This window comes from Roseateles cavernae (assembly GCF_040187885.1).
GTDB classification, from domain to species: Bacteria; Pseudomonadota; Gammaproteobacteria; order Burkholderiales; family Burkholderiaceae_C; genus Roseateles_E; species Roseateles_E cavernae.
On record NZ_JBDPLH010000013.1, the window covers coordinates 33,977 to 52,948 of the forward strand.

At 68.2% G+C, this 18,972-nt stretch carries 21 protein-coding genes and 1 tRNA gene; 7 read left to right on the forward strand and 15 right to left on the reverse strand.

Annotated elements, in window-relative coordinates; genetic code table 11:
• Positions 1-24: 24 nt before the first annotated feature.
• Positions 25-100 (forward strand) — tRNA-Thr (locus ABGI63_RS23345).
• Positions 101-160: 60 nt separating this feature from the next.
• Positions 161-547 carry a VanZ family protein gene (locus ABGI63_RS23350; RefSeq protein WP_349744961.1) on the forward strand — a complete coding sequence of 129 codons (387 nt, stop codon included), beginning with the start codon at positions 161-163 and terminating at the stop codon, positions 545-547.
• Positions 548-560: 13 nt separating this feature from the next.
• Here the strand turns inward: ABGI63_RS23350 and ABGI63_RS23355 are convergent, their stop codons facing one another.
• The 5 genes from ABGI63_RS23355 to ABGI63_RS23375 form a co-directional block, all read right to left on the reverse strand.
• Positions 561-1,466: a TIGR02285 family protein gene (locus tag ABGI63_RS23355; RefSeq protein WP_349744962.1), complete on the reverse strand. Its 906-nt coding sequence runs from the start codon at positions 1,464-1,466 to the stop codon at positions 561-563.
• 91 nt (positions 1,467-1,557) lie between these two features.
• Positions 1,558-2,352 (reverse strand): helix-turn-helix transcriptional regulator, encoded by a 795-nt coding sequence (locus ABGI63_RS23360; protein WP_349744963.1) that lies wholly within the window; start codon positions 2,350-2,352, stop codon positions 1,558-1,560.
• 72 nt (positions 2,353-2,424) lie between these two features.
• Complete coding sequence (locus tag ABGI63_RS23365; protein ID WP_349744964.1) at positions 2,425-3,744, reverse strand: TRAP transporter large permease; 1,320 nt, start codon at positions 3,742-3,744, stop codon at positions 2,425-2,427.
• Complete coding sequence (locus ABGI63_RS23370) at positions 3,741-4,223, reverse strand: TRAP transporter small permease (protein ID WP_349744965.1); 483 nt, start codon at positions 4,221-4,223, stop codon at positions 3,741-3,743. Before ABGI63_RS23370 ends, ABGI63_RS23365 begins: the two co-directional genes overlap by 4 nt.
• Before the next feature lie 5 nt (positions 4,224-4,228).
• On the reverse strand, positions 4,229-5,275 hold the full coding sequence (locus ABGI63_RS23375) for a TRAP transporter substrate-binding protein (protein WP_349744966.1): 1,047 nt from the start codon (positions 5,273-5,275) through the stop codon (positions 4,229-4,231).
• Between the two features lie 155 nt (positions 5,276-5,430).
• Between ABGI63_RS23375 and egtB the strand changes: the two genes are divergently transcribed.
• Genes egtB through ABGI63_RS23390 form a run of 3 tightly spaced genes read left to right on the forward strand, consistent with a single transcriptional unit; the run spans position 5,431 to position 7,898 of the window.
• On the forward strand, positions 5,431-6,651 hold the full coding sequence (egtB, locus tag ABGI63_RS23380; protein WP_349744967.1) for an ergothioneine biosynthesis protein EgtB: 1,221 nt from the start codon (positions 5,431-5,433) through the stop codon (positions 6,649-6,651).
• A complete protein-coding gene (gene egtD, locus ABGI63_RS23385; RefSeq protein ID WP_349744968.1) occupies positions 6,648-7,598 on the forward strand; it encodes an L-histidine N(alpha)-methyltransferase in 951 nt (316 codons plus the stop codon). Before egtB ends, egtD begins: the two co-directional genes overlap by 4 nt.
• Positions 7,599-7,616: 18 nt before the next feature.
• Complete coding sequence (locus tag ABGI63_RS23390; RefSeq protein WP_349744969.1) at positions 7,617-7,898, forward strand: DUF427 domain-containing protein; 282 nt, start codon at positions 7,617-7,619, stop codon at positions 7,896-7,898.
• Here the strand turns inward: ABGI63_RS23390 and fahA are convergent.
• Genes fahA through ABGI63_RS23425 form a run of 7 tightly spaced genes read right to left on the reverse strand, consistent with a single transcriptional unit; the run spans position 7,888 to position 14,827 of the window.
• Complete coding sequence (fahA, locus tag ABGI63_RS23395) at positions 7,888-9,213, reverse strand: fumarylacetoacetase (protein ID WP_349744970.1); 1,326 nt, start codon at positions 9,211-9,213, stop codon at positions 7,888-7,890. The genes ABGI63_RS23390 and fahA overlap by 11 nt on opposite strands.
• Positions 9,210-10,502, reverse strand: coding sequence for a homogentisate 1,2-dioxygenase (gene hmgA / locus ABGI63_RS23400; protein WP_349744971.1), 1,293 nt, complete (start codon positions 10,500-10,502; stop codon positions 9,210-9,212). Before hmgA ends, fahA begins: the two co-directional genes overlap by 4 nt.
• Positions 10,503-10,509: 7 nt before the next feature.
• Positions 10,510-11,472: a Bug family tripartite tricarboxylate transporter substrate binding protein gene (locus ABGI63_RS23405; protein WP_349744972.1), complete on the reverse strand. Its 963-nt coding sequence runs from the start codon at positions 11,470-11,472 to the stop codon at positions 10,510-10,512.
• Positions 11,473-11,503: 31 nt separating this feature from the next.
• The gene (locus tag ABGI63_RS23410) at positions 11,504-11,710 is read right to left on the reverse strand and encodes a DUF2783 domain-containing protein (RefSeq protein WP_349744973.1); all 207 of its coding nucleotides are present in this window, start codon (positions 11,708-11,710) and stop codon (positions 11,504-11,506) included.
• Positions 11,707-13,293, reverse strand: a complete 1,587-nt coding sequence (locus ABGI63_RS23415) for an FAD-dependent oxidoreductase (protein WP_349744974.1) — start codon at positions 13,291-13,293, stop codon at positions 11,707-11,709. The genes ABGI63_RS23410 and ABGI63_RS23415 overlap by 4 nt, the downstream gene beginning before the upstream one ends.
• Positions 13,294-13,302: 9 nt before the next feature.
• Complete coding sequence (locus ABGI63_RS23420; RefSeq protein WP_349744975.1) at positions 13,303-13,848, reverse strand: VOC family protein; 546 nt, start codon at positions 13,846-13,848, stop codon at positions 13,303-13,305.
• Positions 13,849-13,861: 13 nt separating this feature from the next.
• Complete coding sequence (locus ABGI63_RS23425) at positions 13,862-14,827, reverse strand: MBL fold metallo-hydrolase (RefSeq protein ID WP_349744976.1); 966 nt, start codon at positions 14,825-14,827, stop codon at positions 13,862-13,864.
• Positions 14,828-14,972: 145 nt separating this feature from the next.
• Between ABGI63_RS23425 and ABGI63_RS23430 the strand changes: the two genes are divergently transcribed.
• Together ABGI63_RS23430 and ABGI63_RS23435 are read left to right on the forward strand one after the other, a co-directional pair.
• Positions 14,973-15,752, forward strand: a complete 780-nt coding sequence (locus ABGI63_RS23430; RefSeq protein ID WP_349744977.1) for an IclR family transcriptional regulator — start codon at positions 14,973-14,975, stop codon at positions 15,750-15,752.
• Positions 15,752-16,324, forward strand: coding sequence for a nucleotidyltransferase family protein (locus ABGI63_RS23435; RefSeq protein ID WP_349744979.1), 573 nt, complete (start codon positions 15,752-15,754; stop codon positions 16,322-16,324). Before ABGI63_RS23430 ends, ABGI63_RS23435 begins: the two co-directional genes overlap by 1 nt.
• Positions 16,325-16,333: 9 nt before the next feature.
• On the opposite strand, the gene ABGI63_RS23440 is transcribed toward ABGI63_RS23435, so the two are convergent.
• From ABGI63_RS23440 to ABGI63_RS23450, 3 genes are all read right to left on the reverse strand, one after another.
• Positions 16,334-17,023, reverse strand: a complete 690-nt coding sequence (locus tag ABGI63_RS23440) for an N-acyl amino acid synthase FeeM domain-containing protein (protein WP_349744980.1) — start codon at positions 17,021-17,023, stop codon at positions 16,334-16,336.
• A 264-nt stretch (positions 17,024-17,287) separates the two neighbouring features.
• Positions 17,288-18,202 carry an alpha/beta hydrolase gene (locus ABGI63_RS23445; RefSeq protein WP_349744981.1) on the reverse strand — a complete coding sequence of 305 codons (915 nt, stop codon included), beginning with the start codon at positions 18,200-18,202 and terminating at the stop codon, positions 17,288-17,290.
• Positions 18,199-18,972, reverse strand: coding sequence for an ABC transporter ATP-binding protein (locus tag ABGI63_RS23450; RefSeq protein WP_349744983.1), 774 nt, complete (start codon positions 18,970-18,972; stop codon positions 18,199-18,201). Before ABGI63_RS23450 ends, ABGI63_RS23445 begins: the two co-directional genes overlap by 4 nt.

An 18,972-nucleotide genomic window follows, 5' to 3' on the forward strand; every position in this document is an offset into this window, starting at 1 on the left:
CCTGCTAGAATCGCGGGCTTGATAGCCGGTGTAGCTCAGTCGGTAGAGCAGCTCATTCGTAATGAGAAGGTCGGGTGTTCGATTCATCTCTCCGGCACCAAAAAAACGTAAGAAGCCACTCCCGAGAGGGGGTGGCTTTTTTGTTGATGGAGCTCTGATCTTGTCTCAAGCCTTGGCCGCCTGGCTGATTGCGCCGCAACACCGCCGGGCCTGGCAGCTCCTGCTGGCCGTGCTGCTGCTGGTGATCAGCTATCTGGCCTTGTCCTCCGCCCCGCCACCGACGCTGGACAGCGGCTGGGACAAGCTTAACCACCTGCTGGCCTTCGGTGCGCTGGGCTTTTGCGCCTTTGTGGGCGCCAGCACCATGCGCTCACGCTGGCTGTGGGGCCCGCTGGGGCTGCTGGGCTATGGCGTGCTGATCGAGCTGCTGCAATCGCAGCTGCCGCCGCGCTCGGCCGATTGGCGCGATGTGCTGGCCGATGCGCTGGGCATCGCCGCAGGCCTGGTCCTGGCCGCGCTGGCGCAAGCCCTGGCACGGCGCCGCTGAGCCGGGCCGACGCCTACTCGATGCGCGGCCCGCCGCGGGCGCGCTGCGCCAGAAAGCGCCGCAGCCCGGGCGCCTCACGGGCGAACTGCTCCTCGCTGAGCCAGCGCCGGTACAGCGGCAAGACCTGCTCAGGCCGCGCCGCCACCGCACGCAGCGCGCGGTCGATGTCCTTGATCACCCCCCTGCCCCAGTCGCTGCGATTGCAGGAGAAATAGCCGACCGGCGACTCGCCCAGCTCCTCGATCGGCAGGCTCACCAGCTCGGCCGGCTGGCCCAGCTGGTGATAGCCGACCACCATCGGGTATTCCAGCGTGAAGTCCATGCGGCCGGCGCTGAGCATGGTCAGCAGATTGCCGGCGCGTGGCGCCACCATGGTCTGCACATTGCCATCGGGGGCCGGCCTCAGCCAGGGCGCCAGATCGGCGCCGTAGTGGCGCTGGCTCATCACCAGCCCGTGCAGCTCGGCGCGCGCCGAGAGTTCGCGCAGCGAGACGCTGCTGCGCCCTCGCGCGATCTCCTGCAGCCGCTCGCGTCGCAGCACCAGCTGCAGCTGGCCGGCCAGCAGGGCCGGCGTGAACAGGCGCTGCGCCAGCCGCTCGGGCGTGCGCATCGAGGTCGGCGAGCACAGCTGCAGGCCGGCCTTGCGCTCGACCTCGGCGCGCGGGCCGTTGAGCACGACGAAGCGATGCCGGTACTGCGGCAGCTGGCCCAGCACCAGACGCAGAAAACCGTCCATCAAGCCCTCGCCAAGCTGTTCGGCCGACGCCGGCGCCTGGCCGCCGGGCAGCAGATGAAACGGCGGCCAGTCGGACAGATTCCAGGTGATGGTGGGCTCGGCCGGCCCCACCGCCAGCACCGGCTCCGACAGCACGGCCAGGCACAGCAGGCCCAGGCGCAGCAGCCTCCTCGTTCTCCACATCGCACACTCCCTCGCAATGGCGGTCAGCGAGGCGTCGATGCGCCTCTGCTGGCGTGCAGTCTAGGCGAGCGAGACGCCGCCGATCGCCGCATCAACGGGCTTCGACACCGCCATCCCAGGGTTTGAGCGCCAGCGCCACCGCATGGGCGCGGTTGCTGGCGCCGAGCTTGCGCAGGATGCGCTGCACATGGTTCTTGACGGTCAGCGCGCTGATGGCCAGGTTGCAGCCGATGTCATGGTTGCTCAGGCCCTGGCGCAAGCCTTCCAGCACCTCCTGCTCGCGCTGGGTCAGGCTCACACCCGCCTGCGGCCCCGCGGCCGGCTCCGGCATCTCGCACTGGACGCGCAGCCAGCTGCTGTGCAGATGCGGCATCAGCAGCTGCAGCAGCACCTGCTGATGTTCGCTATAGCCGCCGTCCTGGCGCGCCAGCACGAAGAAGCTTTCGATCTCGCTGGGGCGCTGCGGCCGCGACACGCCGTGCACCAGCAACTCCTCATAGCCAGCCTGGCGCAGCAGGCCGCAGACCGGCTCGCCGCTGTCCGGCGGCAATTGCACACGCAGCGGCCGGCAGCCGCCGCGCAGCCACAGCGCCTGCAACTGGGCCGGCAAGGCGGCGCCACGCTCGCTCAGCAAGGTGGCCAGCGCGGCCGGCAGCGGCTTGCTGTTGAAGAGCTCGAAGCCGAGCTCGCGGTGGCTGCGCTGGTAGGCGCCGCACAGCAGCAGCTGATGCGGCAGCAACTGCTGCAGGCTGCCCTGGGTCCAGACAAAGAATTGCGCGCCATGGCGCAGGCTCAGTGCGGCCTCGGTCGTGCGCACCAGGGCCAACACCTGTGCCTGGTTCAGCAGAGTGGATCCGTAGAAATCGTCCGAGGGCTGGGCTGACATGGGTGGCCGGGCATGCTGCTAATTGCTCAGCTTAGGCGGCGCAGATGACGGCTTGTTGAAAAACAGCGGCCGCTACAGCAGTTTCACCAGCGCCAGCGTGATCGCCGGGAAGCACAGCAGCAAGGCCAGGCGCAGCCCATCCCAGGCCAGAAAGGGCATCACGCCCTTGTAGGTCTCGCTCATCGGCACCTCGCGGGCCAGGCTGTTAACCACATAGACGTTCAGGCCCACCGGCGGCGCCAGCAGGCCTATGCCCACGGTCGTCAGCACCAGGATGCCGAACCAGATCGCCTTGTGCTCGGCGCTCAGCCCCCACAGATCCAGTCCCATGATGGTCGGGAAGATCACCGGAATCGTCAGCAGCAGCATCGACAACTCGTCCATCACGCAGCCCAGCACGATGTAGAAGGCCAGCACGCCGGCCACGATCAGCAGCGGGGCCACGTCTTGCTGGCCGACCCAGGCGGCCAGATGGGCCGGCATCTGGGTCAGCGCCAGCGCCGCGTTCATCATGTCGGCGCCCAGGAAGATCATGAACACCATGGCCGTGGTCTCGGCCGTGCCGAGAAAGCTGCGCTTGATGCCGGCCCAGCCCAGCTCGCGCTTGAACAGACCCAGCAGCAGGGTCGCGGCCGCGCCGACCGCCGCGCCCTCGGTCGGCGAGAACACCCCGCCATAGATGCCGCCGAACACCAGGCCGAAGATCACGACGATGGGCCAGACGCCCCACAGCGCCTGCCAGCGCTGGCTCCAGGGCAGCGGCTCGCTGGGCGTGGCCAGCTCGGGCCGGGCCCGGCAGTACAGCCAGATCACGACGATATAGCCGAAGGCCGCCAGCAGCCCCGGCAGCATCGCCGCAGCAAACAGTTTGGCGATGTTCTGCTCGGTCAGGATGGCATAGACCACCAGGGGCACAGAGGGCGGGATCAGGATGCCCAGGGTGCCGCCGGTGGCCAGCGTCGCGGTGGAAAGCCGTCCGGCATAGCCATGGGCCTTCATCTGGCCATAGGCCACCTGGGTGATGGTGGCCGAGGTGGCCACGGCCGAGCCGCAGACCGCGCCGAAGGCCGCCGCCGACAGGATGGCCGCCATGCCAAGGCCGCCGCGCACATGGCCGACAAAAGCCGCCGCCGCCTTGAACAGCGCCCGGCTCAAGCCCCCCTGGGTCGCGAACTGGCCCATCAGCAGGAAGAGCGGAATCACCGACAGGTCATAGACCGAGAGCCGCGCCACCGCGCTGCCCTTGAGCGTGTTCAGCAAGGCCATATCGCTGGTCATCAGCGCATAGCCGACGGCGCCGGGGATGAACATGGCCGCCGCGATCGGCACGCGCAGCGCCATCAGCAGCAGCATCGCGGCGAAGATGCTGGCGCCCAGACCGGCGCCGCTCATGAATTTCTACCCTTCGGTCCCAGCAAGTCCTGGCCCATCTGAACCAGCGCGATCAGTGCCGTCAGCGCAAGACCTGGCCCCAGCACCGCATAGCTGATCCACATCGGCAGGTCCAGAATCATCGTGGTCTCGCCGGCCTCGCGCACGGCCAGCGCGCCGACGCCGGTGCGCCAGGCCAGCAGGCCCACCATCAGGGCCAGCAGCAGCGCGCCGATGCCATCCAGCAGGCCGCGCGAGCGCGAGCCCAGCTTCTGCGTGAAGAAGTCGACGATGATGTTGGCGCGCTGCAGCTGGCACCAGGGCAGGCACAGCGCGATGCACAGCGCGATGCCGAACTGGCTCAGCTCGACATCGCCGGGAATCGGCCGTGACAGCCAGGACCGGCCGACGATGCTGGCCACCGTCAGCATCGCCACCAGGCAGGCGCTCAGGCAACCGGCCAGCGCGCTCCACAGGGCCAGCCGCCGCAACACCCCCATCCCGCTCACTTCTTGTACTTGGCCAGCAGGTCCTGCGCGTCCTTCAGCATCTGCTTGCCGGGCAGGCCGCGCTTGTCCATATCGGCCACCCAGTCGTCATACAGCGGATGGCTGGCCTTGATCCACAGGTCCACCTCGGCGGCCGGCACGGTGTAGAAGCTGTTGCCACGCTCCACCGCCGGCTTGCGGCCCACCGCCTGGCTCTCGTCCCAGGTCTTGCCGGCCTGCTGCGACAGTGCCGCGCCGCTGTTGCGGTCGATCACCGCCTTCAGATCGGCCGGCAGGCTGTCGTACCTGGCCTGGTTCATCGCCAGGATGAACAGCGCCGAATACAGCGCCGGGCGCGAGCTGTCGGTCTCGGTGTGGTACTTGACCATCTCATGCAGCTTGACCGAGGGGATCACTTCCCAGGGCAGCGCGAAGCCGTCGATCGTGCCTTTGCTGACCGCATCGGCCACCGCCGGCAGCGGCATGCCCACCGGCGTGGCGCCGAGGGAGGCCAGCAGCTTGTTGGTCTGGCGGGTCGGAGCGCGCAGCTTCATGCCCTTCAGATCGGCCAGGGTCTTGATGGGCTTGTCGCGGCTGTGCAGATAGCCCTCATCATGGATGCTGAACATCAAGGGCCGGATGCCGGGGAACTCCTTCGTGCCGTACTTGCCGTAGAAGTCCCAGGCGGCGCGCGCGCCGGCCTCGGCCGAGTTGTTCATGAAGGGCAGCTCGAACACCTCCATGATGGGGAAACGACCGGCCGTGTAGCCCGGCAAGGTGAAGGCGATGTCGACGACGCCGTCCTTGGCCTGGTCGATCAGCTGGGCCGGCGTGCCGCCCAGCTGCATGGCCGGGTAGATCTGGCATTTCATCTTGTTACCCGAGTCCGCCGCGATCTTGTCGCACCAGGGCTGCAGAATCTTGCTGGGCGGCATCGCACCGGGAGGCCAGAAGTGGTGAACCTTGAGGGTCACCTCTTGCGCCAGCGCCAGGGAGGCACCCAGGGTGCCGGCCAAGGCCAGCAGGGCGCGCAGCGCGGTTTGGGGCAGCTTTTTTCCACTCACGCTTGTCTCCGCAAATGTTCGTTATGAGCGCCTATCGTATGCCCAGCGAACCGCGTCGCCATCGAGATTAGCCCTGTGGGCCGACCGGCATGGCTGCTGACAGATTCGGATGGCGTGATGCGCTACGCTGCGCAGACCGCGACAGGGAGTCACCGATGCCCGCAGCAAGTTCGCCCGCCAGCCCCACAGCCCGTCAGCAGGCCGATGCTCGCTATGCGGCGATACGCGCCCACACACGGGCCCTGGCCGCGCCGCTGAGCGCCGAGGACCAGGCGCTGCAGTCGATGCCCGATGCCAGCCCGGCCAAATGGCACCAGGCCCACACCACATGGTTTTTCGAGGCTCTGCTGCTCAGGCCGCTGGCGCCCGGCTACCGGCTCTTCAACGAGCACTTCCTCTACCTCTTCAACTCCTATTACGAGGCCCTCGGTCCGCGCCATCCGCGCGCGCAACGCGGCCTGCTGAGCCGGCCCGGGCTGGACGAGGTGCGGGCCTACCGCGCCCATGTGGACGCGGCCGTGCTGGACTGGATCGCCCACTGCGACGCCGACAGCTGGGCGCGCGGCGAGGCCATTCTGGAGCTGGGCCTGCAGCATGAGCAGCAGCATCAGGAGCTGTTGCTGACCGACATTCAGCATGCCTTCTCCTGCAACCCGCTCTGGCCCGCCTACGGCCAAACACCGGAGCTGCCGCCCGCGCCGGCGCTGCAGTGGCTGAGCCATCCGGGCGGCGTGGTCGAGATCGGCCACTCGGGCACCGGCTTCTCCTTTGACAACGAAGGCCCGCGCCACCAAGCCCTGCTGCAAGCCTTCGAGATCGCCAACCGGCTGGTGACTTGCGGCGAGTTTACCGACTTCATCGCCGACGGCGGCTACCGCCGGCCCGAGCTCTGGCTGTCGGACGGCTGGGCCCTGGCCCGCGCCCAGGACTGGCAGGCGCCGGCCTACTGGCTGGCCGATGGCCGCGTCTTCGGTCTCGGCGGCGCCCGGGCCATGGACCCGGCGGCGCCGGTACTGCAGCTGAGTTTTTACGAGGCCGCCGCCTATGCCGACTGGGCGGGCGCACGGCTGCCCAGCGAGTTCGAGTGGGAGGCGGCCGCCACCGCCCTGCCCGGCCTGGCCCAGCTGTATGACTGCGCCTGGCAGTGGACCCGTTCGGCCTACCACCCCTACCCCGGCTTCAGGCCGCTGGCCGGACCGGCCGCCGAGTACAACGGCAAGTTCATGGTGGGCCAGCTGGTGCTGCGCGGGGCCAGCCTGGCGACGCCGCCGGGCCATGCCCGAGCCAGCTACCGCAATTTCTTTCCGCCGGCCGCGCGCTGGCAGTTCAGCGGCCTGCGCCTGGCGCGCGAGCCCCAACAAGGAGCCCCGCGATGAAGCCCCTGCTGCAACTGGTCGCCGACGACGAAGGTTTTGCCCCCGATCTGCACCGCGCGCTGCGCCAGCGCCCGCGCACGATCTCGCCCAAATACTTCTACGACGAAGCCGGCTCGGCCCTGTTCGAGCGCATCTGCGAGCTGCCGGAGTACTACCCGACCCGCACCGAGCTGGCCCTGCTGCAGCGCCACGCCCCCGAGATGGCGGCGCTGATCGGGCCCGGCGCCCAGCTGGTCGAGTACGGCGCCGGGGCACTGCGCAAGGTCAGGCTGCTGCTGGCGCATCTGAACGCGCCGCACAGCTTTGTGCCGGTGGACATCTCGGGCCCGCATCTGCTGGGGGCCTGCCGCGCGCTGCAGGCCGAGTTCCCGGCGCTGGCGCTGCAGCCGGTGATCGCCGATTTCACCCGTCCGCATGACCTGCCGGCGCGTCCGGCGCAGGGGCGGCGCATCGGCTTCTTCCCGGGATCGAGCATCGGCAATTTCGCACCCGAGCAGGCGCTGGACTTTCTGCGCATGGCGGCCCAGCAGCTGCGCGGCGGGGCGCTGCTGATCGGGGTGGACCTGATCAAGGAGCCGGCCCTGCTGCACGCGGCCTACAACGACGCCGACGGCGTGACCGCCGCCTTCAACCTCAATATCCTGGCGCGCGCGCGTCAGGAACTGGGCGCACAGATCGATTCGGAAGGATTTGCGCACAGCGCCTTCTACAACGCGCCGCTGCAGCGCATCGAGATGCATCTGCAAAGCCGCCGCCGCCAGCAGCTGCGGCTGGAGCACCGCGTCTACGAGTTCGAGGCCGGCGAGACCCTGCACACCGAGAATTCCTACAAATTCAGCATCGAGGGCTTCCAGGCCCTGGCCAGCAGGGCCGGGTTCAAAGCCGCTACAGTCTGGACCGACGAGCGCGACTGGTTCAGTCTGCACTGGCTGCAAGCACCCGACTGAGCAAAGGATGGACGGACGATGAAAGCAATCTGGAACGACACCGTGATCGCCGAGAGCGATGACACCGTGGTGGTGGAAGGCAACCACTACTTCCCCGACAGCGCCCTCAAGCGCGAGTACACCAGCTTCAGCAACCACCGGACCATGTGCTCCTGGAAGGGCCAGGCCAGCTATCTGTCGCTGATGGTCAATGGCGAGCTGAACCCCGATGCGGTCTGGTACTACCCCGACCCCAAGCCGGGCGCCGAGATGGTCGCCGGCCGGGTCGCGTTCTGGAAGGGCGTGCAGGTTACCGAGTAACTGCCGGCAACACGGTGGCCGCGCAGTCACCAAAGCCGATGCGACGCGCGCCGTCCTTGTGCGCGTAGCCGCGCAGTATCAGCGTGTCACCGTCCTGCAAGAAGCTGCGTGTCTCACCATTGGCCAGGGTCAGGGCTTGCTTTCCCCCCTGCGACAGCTCCAGCAGCGAGCCGCCCTCCTCGGCCGCCGGCCCGCTCTGGGTGCCGGTGCCCAGCAGATCGCCGGGCTGCAGATTGCAGCCATTGCTGGCGTGGTGCGTCAGCATCTGGGCCAGGGTCCAGTAGGCCGACTCCCCGAAGTTGGAACGCATCAGCCGGGTCGGCGCCTGGCGGGCCGCGCGCATCTGTGCGGTCTGCAGCCAGACCTCCAGCTCGATCGCGTAGCCGCCCTCGGCGCGGTTCTTCGCCGAGTCCAGATAGGGCAGCGGCTGCGGATCCTCGGCCGGATGGGCGAAGGCGCAGCGGAAGGGTTCCAGCGCCTCCATCGTGACGATCCAGGGCGAGATCGTGGTCGCGAAGTTCTTGGCCAGGAAGGGGCCTAGCGGCTGGTACTCCCAGGCCTGCATATCGCGGGCCGACCAGTCGTTCAGCAGGGTCAGGCCGAACAGATGCGCGTCGGCCTGCTCGATGGGAATCGGCTCGCCCAGCGCATTGCCGCCGGAGACGAACACGCCCAGCTCCAGCTCGTAGTCCAGCCGTTTGCAGGGCGCGCGCTCCGGCACGGTGGCGCCCGGCGGCATCAGCTGGCCCAGCGGGCGGCGCACCTGCTGGCCCGAGACGCCGATCGAGGAGCTACGGCCGTGATAGCCGATGGGCACCCATTTGTAGTTGGGCAGCAGCGGGTTGTCGGGGCGGAACAGCTTGCCCACCGTGGTCGCGTGGTGGATGCCGGTATAGAAGTCGGTGTAGTCGCCGATGCGGCAAGGCACAGCCATCTGCGCGGCGCTCTGCGCCAGCAGGCAAGGCGTCAGCGCAGCTTGCTGCTTGCTGTCCGCGGCCAGCGCCTCGAACAAGGCGTGGCGCAGCAGCCGGCGCTTGTCGGCAGGCTGGGCCATGAAGGCGTTCAGATCGCCCTCGGCCAGCGGCTGCAGCAGCACCTGGACCGCGCTGCTCCAGCGCCCGGCACTGGCGGCCAGCCTGAGGTCCAGGATCTGATCGCCGATCGCGACGCCGACGCGGGCGCTCTCGTTCGTGCCGGCGCGGCGGAACAGGCCGTAGGGCAGGTTCTGGATCGGGAATTCGCTGTCGGCGGCATTGGCCGAGGCCACCCAGCTCTGGGCGGCGGCGTCATGGGTGTGGTCGATGGAAGAGCTCATGCTTGTGCGGGAAAGTTGTCTTTGAGATCGCGCCAGCAGTCGGCATAGCCGCTGTCCAGCGCGCCGCCCTTCATGGCGAACTCGGTCGGCAGCAGACGCCAGCGGGTCTCGAACATAAAGGCCAGGGTGTTGTCCAGTTTGTGCGGCGTCAGGTCCGCGCCGCTGGCCTTGGCGAAGGCCTCGGTGTCGGGGCCGTGCGGCACCATCGCATTGTGCAGGCTGGATGCGCCCGGCTTGAAGCCGCCGGGCTTGGCGTCGTACTGGCCGGTCACCAGGCCCATGAACTCGCTCATCACATTGCGGTGATACCAGGGCGGGCGGAAGGTGTCCTCGGCCACCATCCAGCGCGGCGGGAAGATCACGAAGTCCAGATTGGCCCAGCCGGCGGTGTCCGAGGGCGAGGTCAGCACCGTGAAGATGCTGGGGTCCGGATGATCGAAGCTGATCGAGCCTATGGTCATGAAGTGGGCCGTGTCGTACTTGTAGGGCGCCAGATTGCCATGCCAGGCGACGACATTGAACGGCGTATGGGCCTGGCGCGCGGACCACAGCCGGCCGCCGAACTTCTTGACCATCTCGTAATCACCGGCGCCCTCCTCGAAATCAGCGACCGGCGCCAGAAAGTCGCGCGGATTGGCCAGCCCATTCGAGCCTATAGGCCCCAGCTCGGGCAGGCGCAACGCCGCACCGTAGTTCTCGCAGACATAGCCGCGCGAGGGCCCGTCGACCTCGACCTTGAAAGCCAGGCCGCGCGGGATCAGCGCGATCTCGCCGGGCCGCAGCGCCAGCAGGCCCAGCTCGGTGCGTATGCGCAGGCCGCCCTGCTGCGGCACGATCAGCAACTCGCCGTCGGCATTGACGAAGGCACGCCGGTCCATCGAGCGATTGGCCAGATACAGATGGGCGGCCATGCCGAGCTGGGCATCGGGATCGCCGTTGACGACCAGGGTGCGCAGGCCCTCGATGAAGTCGGTCGGCGCCTCGGGAACCGGCGTGGGCGCCCAGCGCAGCGGATCGGGCGGCACGGCCTGGCCCTGGGCAGCGCCGGTCTTCAGCCAGCCATGGTCCAGCGGCGCATAGCCACCGACCACCACCGAGGGCTGGCGCCGGTACATCCAGGTCCTCAGGTTCTCGGCGCGCGGCGCGGTGAAGGCCGTGCCCGAGATCAGCTCGGCATAGAGGCCGTGGGCCACCTGCTGCGGGCTGTTGCGCCCGATCGGCAGGCTGCCGGCGCGGGCCTCGCTGGCATGCTCGTTGCCGAAGCCCGATTGGTACTTGAGTTCGCTCATCTGCGCATCAGTCCAGTTTGATATTGGCGGCCTTGATCACCTGCCCCCATTTGGCCAGCTCCTGCTTCCAGTAGGCGCGCATCTGCTCGGGCGTGCCGCCCAGCGCCTCCAGGCCCAGGGTCTGGAAGCGCGCCTTCACGGCGGTGCTGGCCAGTGCGTCCTGCAGCGCCTTGTTCAGCGTTGCGATCACCGGGGCTGGCGTGCCGGCCGGCACGACCAGGCCCTGCCAGGCATAGGCCTCGAAACCGGGCAGGCCCTGCTCGGCAAAGGTCGGCACCTCGGCAAAGGTCTTGATGCGGGCCGGGCTGGCCACGGCCAGCGCGCGCAGCTTGCCCGAGAGGATGTGCGGGTAGCCGGCCGCGGTGTCGATGAACATGAAGGGCACCTGGCCGCCGACCACATCCTGCACCGCCGGGGCCGCACCGCGGTAGGGAATGTGGGTCAGGCTCAGCTTGGCGCGGTCACGCAGCAGCTCGGTGGCCAGATGATGGGGGCTCCCGGCACCGGGGGTCGCGTAGTTCAGCCCGTCCTGGGTCTTGGCCCAGGCCAGGAACTCCTTGTAGTTCTTCACCGGCACATTGGCATTGACCACCAGCAGCATCGGAAAGCGTGCCACCAGGCCCACCGGGGCCAGGTCTTGCTCGGCCTTGTAGGGCAGCTTGCTGTAGAGCCAGGGATTGGCCGCCAGGGTGGCGGTGTCGGCGGTCAGCAGCACCTGGCCATCGGCCTTGGACTTGACCACATAGTCCGCGCCGATATTGGTGGCCGCGCCGGGCTTGTTATTGATGATGAGGGTCTGGCCCAGGGTCTGGCCCATGGCCTCGGCCAGGCTGCGGGCCACCACATCGGCGCCACCGCCGGCCGGATAGGGCACGACCCACTCGACCGGCTTGTCGGGATAGGCAAAAGCCGGCGTGGCGGCAGCGGCGGCCAGACTCAGGAGCAGGGAACGGCGGGACACAAGAAACATGGATCAGGACTCGCTTGGAAGAGGAAGGAAATCAGGAAGCCGCCAGCGTGTTGGCACGGGCCAGCGCCAGCGCCTCATCGAGCAACTCACGCTCGCCGACGTGGTTGGCCAGTATCAGCACCAGCTTGGCCAGCAGCATGTCGGCCTGCTCGTCGCCCAGATCGCGCTGGGCCTCGATCAAGGCTTCGTAAAAGCCATCGGGATCGGCGATATGGGGGCTGCGTATCAAACGGCTCATGAGGGCAACACTCCCAGGCAGCGCCGCAGCGCGGCTTGGATCTTGGCCGCATCGAAGCGGCGCCAGCGCGCGGCCAGATGCTGGTCGGGGCGTATCAGGTAGACGCTGCCGGGCCGCGCGTCATAGCGCTCGGCCAGCAGGCCATCGGCCGGCACGATCAGCGGCAGGGCCACGGTATCGCCGACGCTGACCGGCTCGGCCGGGCCGAAGCTCAGCAGCGTGAAAAAGCCCTGGCCCAGCTGATGGAGCAGCCAGCCCTCGCCCAGCGGCGCATCGAGACAGGGGCTGCCGGGGCGCAGCGTGCCGGCAAACTCATCCTGGTCGGGCGTGTTCAGCGGCGAGCCGGCGTAATGGGTGGGCGTCGACAGCCGGCCGCTATTGACCAGGGGCCGGGCAAAGGCCTCGGTCTTGGCCAGCTCCAGCACCGCATTGCGCAGGCGCAGCGAGGCGCGGCTCTTGGGGCTGATGAAGTCGGTCGCGCGGGTCGAGTTCAGGATGTTCTCGTCGGCTGCGGCGGCGCGTTCGATCTGGTAGCTGTCCAGCAGGCTTTCGGGCGCGGCGCCGTCCAGCACCGCCTTGAGCTTCCAGCCCAGATTGTCGGCATCCTGCACGCCGCTGTTGGCGCCGCGCGCGCCGAAGGGCGAGACCTGGTGCGCCGCATCGCCGAGCAGCAGCACCCGGCCCTGGCGGAAGGTCCTGGCGCGCCGGCAGGCGAACTGGTAGACCGACACCCATTCCAGCTCGAATTCGACATCCGGGCCCAGCATCGCCTGGATGCGCGGAATCACCTTCTCGGGCTTCTTCTCCTCGGCCGGATCGGCATCGCGGCCGAGCTGGAAATCAATGCGCCAGACGCCGTCGCATTGCTTGTGCAGCAGCACCGACTGGCCGCGGTGGAAGGGTGGATCGAACCAGAACCAGCGTTCGGTGGGGAAGTCCGCCTTCATGATGACGTCGGCGATCAAGAAGCGGTCCTGAAAGACCTGGCCCTCGAAGTCCAGGCCCAGCATGCGGCGGGTGTCGCTGCCGGCACCGTCGCAGGCCAGCAGCCACTGAGCCTGCAGCTGGAACTGGCCATCCGGGGTCTCCACCGTCAGCGTCGCGGCCTCCTCGCCCTGCTCCAAGGCCACCAGTCTGTGCTTCCACGCCAGCGTGATCAGCGGCTGGGCCTCGCAGGCGGCGACCAGGCGCTCTTCCAGATGGTATTGCTGCAGATTGACCATGGCCGGCAGCTGGTGGGCCGGCTGCGGCAGCAGATCGAACTGGTAGGCCAGCTCGTCGCGGAAGAACACCTTGCCGACCTGCCAACGCACGCCCTGCCCGGCCAGCGCAGCGCCGACGCCCAGGCGGTCCCAGATCTCCAGCGAGCGCTTGGCATAGCAGACCGCGCGCGAGCCCTGGCTGACGCTGTTGTTGTCGTCCAGCAGCAGCACCGGAATGCCGCGCGCGGCGCAGTCCAGCGCGGCCGTCAGCCCCACCGGACCGGCGCCGATGATGACGACCGGATGGCGCAAAACCTGGCCCTCGCGCTGGGCCGGGCTCTGCCGGTAGTCGTAGACCGGGAAGGTATAGGTCTTCAGCATGGGCCGGCCTCAGTGCGCCTGGGCCTGGAATTCCTTGTCGTGCATCCAGGCCGCATGCTTGGGCGCACGCTTGGTCTGGCTCCACTCCTCCAGCATCTGCCATTTGCAGGCATCGAGCTGCGCATACATGGCCGGCGTGCCGACATCGGCCGCCAGCTCGACGCGGTGGCCGTTGGGGTCGAAGAAGTAGATGCTTTTGAAGAGGGTGTGATCGGTGACACCGATCACCTCGATGCCGGCCGCTTCCAGCTCGGTCTTCTTGGCCTCCAGCTCGGCCACGCTGCCGACCTTGAAGGCGATGTGCTGCACCCATTCCGGCGTATTGGCGTCACGGCCCATGGGCTTGGCCGTCGGCAGCTCGAAGAAGGCCAGCACATTGCCGCCGCCGGCATCGAGGAAGAGATGCATATAGGGGTCCTCGGCCTTGGTGGACGGCACCTTGTCCTCGGCAATGGCCAGTACAAAGTCCATGCCCAGATGCTGGCCGTACCACTGCACCGTGGTCTTGGCGTCCAGGCAGCGGTAGGCGACGTGGTGGATGCGTTCGATCTTCATCGCTGACTCTCCCTCAGGCCTTGATGTCTTCCAGCGCCTGCCACATCGCGATATCGCGCTCGGCGGTCCAGATGCGCGGGTCCGGGTACTGGGTGGCTTCGTCATAGGCACGGGTCACATCGAAAGGCATGCAATGGGCAAAGATCACCCACTGGCCGTACTTCGGTGCCAGGCGCTCATAGGTCTCGCGGTACACCGTCTTCAGATCGCGGCCCGCGCTGGCCCCGGCCTTGACGCTCTCGTAGAGCTCGGAGACAAAGGCGCGCGTGCCCGACAGGCCGGCCGCCACCTCGGCCGGGTTCTGCAGCGCGCGGCCGCGGCCGGGCACCAGCTTCTCGGGCTTCAGCGCGGCGATATTGTCCAGGGTCTGCGGCCAGTCCTTGAAGTAGGCGTCGCCGGCATAGGGCGTGGCGTCGAACTCGACCAGATCGCCGGAGAACAGGACCTTGTCCTGCGGCAGCCAGACCACCGTGTCCCCCTTGGTATGGCCACGCCCCAGCTGCAGGATCTGCACCTCGAGCTTGCCGAGGAACATCGTCATCTTGCCGGTGAAGGTGACGGTGGGCCAGGTCATGCCATCCGGCACCGACTCGACCGCCTGGAACAGCCGCGGGAAGCGGCCGATCTCGCTGGCCTTGTCTTGCTCGCCGCGCTCGACGATCAGATCAAACGTGTCCTGGCTGGCGATGATGTGCTCGGGCTGGTAGGCGCTGGCGCCCAGCACCCGCACCGCGTGATAGTGGCTTAGCAGCACATACTTGATCGGCTTGTCGGTGACCTCGCGGATGCGGCGGATCACGTCCTGGGCCATCACCGGCGTGGCCTGGGTGTCGATCACCATCACCGCGTCATCGCCGATCACGATGCCGGTGTTCGGATCGCCCTCGGCCGTGTAGGCCCAGGCATGGTCGGACAGCTTGTCGAAGCTGACCTTCTTGACCTCCAGATCGGCTTGGGACGCAAAAGTCTTGGTGTTCATGGTGGCGGCGGCTGGTTTCGGGTGGCAGGCAGATCGGGAATGAATTTAATCTTTGACAAATTCATTCGCCTATAACGAATCAACAGCTTGATCTTAGTCATCGCGTTTGTTAATGTCTAATTGATTGTTTTAGGTAGAAACCCTAGTGAAGCCCAGCGACGCAGAGACGAACCCGACCGAACGCGGCCCGCGCGGCATCCAGAGCGTGGAGGTCGGCGGCCAGTTGCTGATCGCGCTGGCCCACCACGGTCGGCCGCTGGCGCTGAAGGATCTGGCCCGCCAGGCCGAGATGCCCCCGGCCAAGGCCCACCCCTATCTGGTCAGCTTCATCAAGCTGGGTCTGGTCGAGCAGGAGGCCGGCAGCGGTCGCTATGGCCTGGGTCCGCTGGCCTTGCAGCTGGGCCTGATCAGCCTGCAGCAGTACGACCCGGTGCGCCTGGCCACGCCGCGCATCGAGGAGCTGGCCCTGCTGCTGGGTCACACGGTGGCGATCGCCGTCTGGGGCAATCACGGGCCGACCATCGTGCGGGTGGCCGAGGCCTCAAGCCCGGTCCACATCAGCATGCGCCACGGCACGGTGATGAGCCTGGCCGGCACCGCCTCGGGCCGGCTGTTCGCCGCCCACCTGCCGCGCGAGCAGGTCCTGGCGGCCGACCCGGCCATCGTCTTCGATGGCGCGCTGGACGATCATCTGGCCCAGGCCCGGCTGCTGGGCATCGCCCACTCGCATGACGGCGTCGTCGCCGGCGTCAGCGCGCTGGCCGCGCCGGTGTTCGATGACCAGGGCCGCATGGTCCTGAGCCTGACCGCCATCGGCCCCAGCGGCAGCTTCGACCTGCGCCTGGACGGCGCACTGGCGCAGACGCTCAAGCGGGCCGGGCTGGAGCTGTCGCGTCAGCTCGGCTGGCGCGCCGTGACGCCCTGATGGGCAGGCATGAGGAGGCGCTGCGCGCGCTGGTGCGCGCCAGCCCCTGGCTGATGGCGGCGCTGCGGGCCGCACGAGCGCTGGAGCTGCCGTCCTGGTGCATCGGTGCCGGGGTGCTGCGCAATCTGGTCTGGGATGCCTTGCACGGCCACACCGAACCCTCCCCATTGGCCGATCTGGATCTGGTGTTCTTCGATGCGCAAGACCTGTCCCCGGCCCGCGATGCGGCGCTGCAGGCCCGCCTGCAACAGGCCCTGCCGGGCATTCCCTGGGAAGTCACCAACCAGGCCGGCGTGCACCTGTGGTTCGAATCGGTGTTCGGCCATGCGGTGGCGCCGCTGACCTCACTGGAGGATGCGGTGGCCTCCTGGCCCGAGTACGCAACGGCGGTGGGTGTGCGGCTGGAGGCCGATGAGGGCCTGACGGTGATCGCCCCGCTCGGCCTGGAGGATCTGTTCGCGATGCGGGTGCGGCGCAACCCGCGCCGCGTCAGCATCGAAACCTACCGCCAGCGTGTCGCGCAAAAGCGCTACGCGCAACGCTGGCCGGCAGTGACCATCATCCTGGCCTGAGGATCCCGTTCAGCAGATCTGCGGCTGGGCCTCGTCGCGCAGGCTCGCCAGCACCTCGGCCGCCTTGACCGGGTCGAAGGCGTAGGGATAGAGGGTGCGAGCCACCGTGGCCAGCGCCGGCTGGCCGCCGTAGCGGGCGATCTGCTGCGCGATATGCGAGAACTCCAGCACCATCAGCACGGCCGGCGCATGCACGCGAGGGTTCAGCCGCGCCTCGCTGCAAACCTTGAAACCCAGCATGCGGCGGTAATAGGCCACATGACGCGGGTTGACCTCGATCACCAGCAGCTCCGCGCCGCGCAGGTGTGAGGCGTGCAGATAGGCGCTATGGAACAAGGCGGCCAGCACGCGCTTGGACGCGGCCTGCGCGTCCAGCGCCAGCTGGGTGAACTCGCACAGGCTGCGCCCCTGGCTGCGCAAGGCATTCATCTCCTGCTCGAACACTGCATCGGCATTCAGGCCACGCGCCGAGTCATAGCGTATGCCCAGCGTGCCCAGCGTGCCCTCGGGTGCCGTCGCACTCAGGGTCAGCAGCTCCGGTGTCGCATGAGCCGCGCCGACCGCCTGATGGACACGATAGCCGCGCTCCGAATAGCGCTGCTGGACCAGTTGACCGGCCAGCGCACGGTGATGGCTCGAGTGCGCCGCATGAATGGCAAAGCCATTGACATGGGGGTGGGTGGCGCGTTCCCTGAACATGGCAAAACTACCGCCATGAGCTCCGGACCTCAGTGCTTGCAGTCCCACCAACTGCTGCAGGCCCTCTTGTGTACCCATGGCAAAACCGTCTTGCTGCATGACTTCCTTTGCTGATCCAACGCGCTGCGGCGCAGTCTAGCGTGAGGAAATGCCGAAACAGCGGCAAGACATGTCACCCAAACAATTGACACAAGAAACTTACAACTGCAAGCCCCACTCAAGGGGGAAACCCCGATTCCAGGGGGGACAGGTCGTGATCAGCGATCAGGGGCCGAACGCGAAAGCGATCAATCGCGGCGGTGCCCGAAAGACGATGGAGCCATGGTTCTCGCCGTCCAGCGCCTCAAAGCTCGCCGTCAGGCCGGCCTCGGCCGCTTGCTCGGCGAAGGCCCGCGGGTGGCTCACCATCCGGCGGCCGGCAAAAGGATGGGGCGCGCCGCCGGGCATGAACTCCTCCTGCATGCCGACCACCACGCGCAGGCGCGCCGGCTGCGGCTTCGCGCGCAGGCCGGCCACAAAGCCCGGCAGGCGCTGCATCAGCAGCGCATCACCGAACCACAGCGAGGGGCTCAGCGCGTAATAGCGCTGGAAGCTGCCGGGCCGCTGCATCAGCGCATACAGCGTGAACAGGCCGCCATAGGAGTGGCCGAACAGGGTCTGGCGCCGCGCGTCGACGGGAAACTCGCGCGCGATCAGCGGTTTCAGCTCCTCGTCGATGAAGTCCAGAAAGCGCTCGGCCCCGCCCGAGCCCAGCGCCCCGACGCCCTCGCAGGGCGGCTTGCAGTCATGGGCCGGCGTGTAGTCCAGCGAGCGGGCGTCGAGATCGACGCGCTCGCCGCTGGCATAGCCTATGCCCACCACCAGGCCGTCCGGCGCCTCGCCGTGGCGGGCGGCGAAGCGGGCGGCATGGGCCTGGTTGACGCTGGGCTTGTCGCGGGCGGCGTCCAGCAAGGGAAAGAAGCGCGCGCCGTCCAGCGCATAGAGCACCGGATAGCCGGCGCTGGGCGCCGCGCGGCTGGGCAGGCCGATGAAGATGCGGTAGCGCTGGCCGGTGTGGCGCGAGCTCATCTCGAAGCTGCGCGTGTGTTCCAGGCTTACCGGCGCCCAGGCGGGGTTGGCCTGGGCGGCCGGCAGCAGCGCGGCCATCGCGATCCACAGGATCAGGCGACGGGCCGTCATTGCAGCACCGGCACGACCAGCGGCGCCCCATCATCCGGCGCCTTCAGCACATGGGCCTCGATGCCGTACAGCCGCCGCACCAGCTCGGGCGTCACGACCTCGCTCGGCGCAGCGCAGCGCAAGACCCGACCCTCGTGCAGCGCCAGCAGCCGGTCGGCATAACGGGCCGCCGCAGCCAGGTCATGCAGCACCATCACGACGCTGCGCCCGGCCCGCGCCAGCCGCCGCACCAGCGACAGCAGCTCGACCTGGTGGCCCAGGTCCAGCATGCTGGTGGGCTCGTCCAGCAGCAGCCAGGGCGTGCCCTGGGCCAGCACCATGGCCAGCCAGGCGCGCTGGCGCTGGCCGCCCGACAGCCGCTCCAGCGCCTGGCCGGCCAGCGCCAGCATATCGGTCTCGACCAGGGCCTCATGCACCGCCGCCGCGTCCGCCACCGACCATTGGCGCAGCAGGCCCTGGTGCGGTCGGCGGCCGAAGGCCACCAGCTGCGCCACCGTGATGCCCATCGGCGCCTGGGTGTGCTGCGGCAGCAGGCCGATGGCCCGCGCCATCTGCCCCGGGGTCCTGCGCCAGACATCCTCGCCGCCCAGCAAGACCTGGCCCTGGCTCGGCCGGTGCAGCCGCGCGATGCAGCGCAGCAGCGTCGATTTGCCGCAGCCATTGGGTCCGACGATGGCCAGCACCTGGCCGGCCGGCAAGGCCAGATCCAGCCCCTGCAGCACCGGCTTGTCGCGATAGCGGGCGTGCAGCCCCTGTACTTTCAAATCCAT

Coding starts and splice junctions, on each gene's coding strand:
- ABGI63_RS23355 (WP_349744962.1), bottom strand. CDS start 1,466: ATGTGGAGAACGAGGAGGCTGCTGCGCCTGGGCCTGCTGTGCCTGGCC.
- ABGI63_RS23360 (WP_349744963.1), bottom strand. CDS start 2,352: ATGTCAGCCCAGCCCTCGGACGATTTCTACGGATCCACTCTGCTGAAC.
- ABGI63_RS23365 (WP_349744964.1), bottom strand. CDS start 3,744: ATGAGCGGCGCCGGTCTGGGCGCCAGCATCTTCGCCGCGATGCTGCTG.
- ABGI63_RS23370 (WP_349744965.1), bottom strand. CDS start 4,223: ATGGGGGTGTTGCGGCGGCTGGCCCTGTGGAGCGCGCTGGCCGGTTGC.
- egtB (WP_349744967.1), top strand. CDS start 5,431: ATGCCCGCAGCAAGTTCGCCCGCCAGCCCCACAGCCCGTCAGCAGGCC.
- egtD (WP_349744968.1), top strand. CDS start 6,648: ATGAAGCCCCTGCTGCAACTGGTCGCCGACGACGAAGGTTTTGCCCCC.
- ABGI63_RS23390 (WP_349744969.1), top strand. CDS start 7,617: ATGAAAGCAATCTGGAACGACACCGTGATCGCCGAGAGCGATGACACC.
- fahA (WP_349744970.1), bottom strand. CDS start 9,213: ATGAGCTCTTCCATCGACCACACCCATGACGCCGCCGCCCAGAGCTGG.
- hmgA (WP_349744971.1), bottom strand. CDS start 10,502: ATGAGCGAACTCAAGTACCAATCGGGCTTCGGCAACGAGCATGCCAGC.
- ABGI63_RS23405 (WP_349744972.1), bottom strand. CDS start 11,472: ATGTTTCTTGTGTCCCGCCGTTCCCTGCTCCTGAGTCTGGCCGCCGCT.
- ABGI63_RS23410 (WP_349744973.1), bottom strand. CDS start 11,710: ATGAGCCGTTTGATACGCAGCCCCCATATCGCCGATCCCGATGGCTTT.
- ABGI63_RS23415 (WP_349744974.1), bottom strand. CDS start 13,293: ATGCTGAAGACCTATACCTTCCCGGTCTACGACTACCGGCAGAGCCCG.
- ABGI63_RS23420 (WP_349744975.1), bottom strand. CDS start 13,848: ATGAAGATCGAACGCATCCACCACGTCGCCTACCGCTGCCTGGACGCC.
- ABGI63_RS23425 (WP_349744976.1), bottom strand. CDS start 14,827: ATGAACACCAAGACTTTTGCGTCCCAAGCCGATCTGGAGGTCAAGAAG.
- ABGI63_RS23435 (WP_349744979.1), top strand. CDS start 15,752: ATGGGCAGGCATGAGGAGGCGCTGCGCGCGCTGGTGCGCGCCAGCCCC.
- ABGI63_RS23440 (WP_349744980.1), bottom strand. CDS start 17,023: ATGTTCAGGGAACGCGCCACCCACCCCCATGTCAATGGCTTTGCCATT.
- ABGI63_RS23445 (WP_349744981.1), bottom strand. CDS start 18,202: ATGACGGCCCGTCGCCTGATCCTGTGGATCGCGATGGCCGCGCTGCTG.
- ABGI63_RS23450 (WP_349744983.1), bottom strand. CDS start 18,972: ATGGATTTGAAAGTACAGGGGCTGCACGCCCGCTATCGCGACAAGCCG.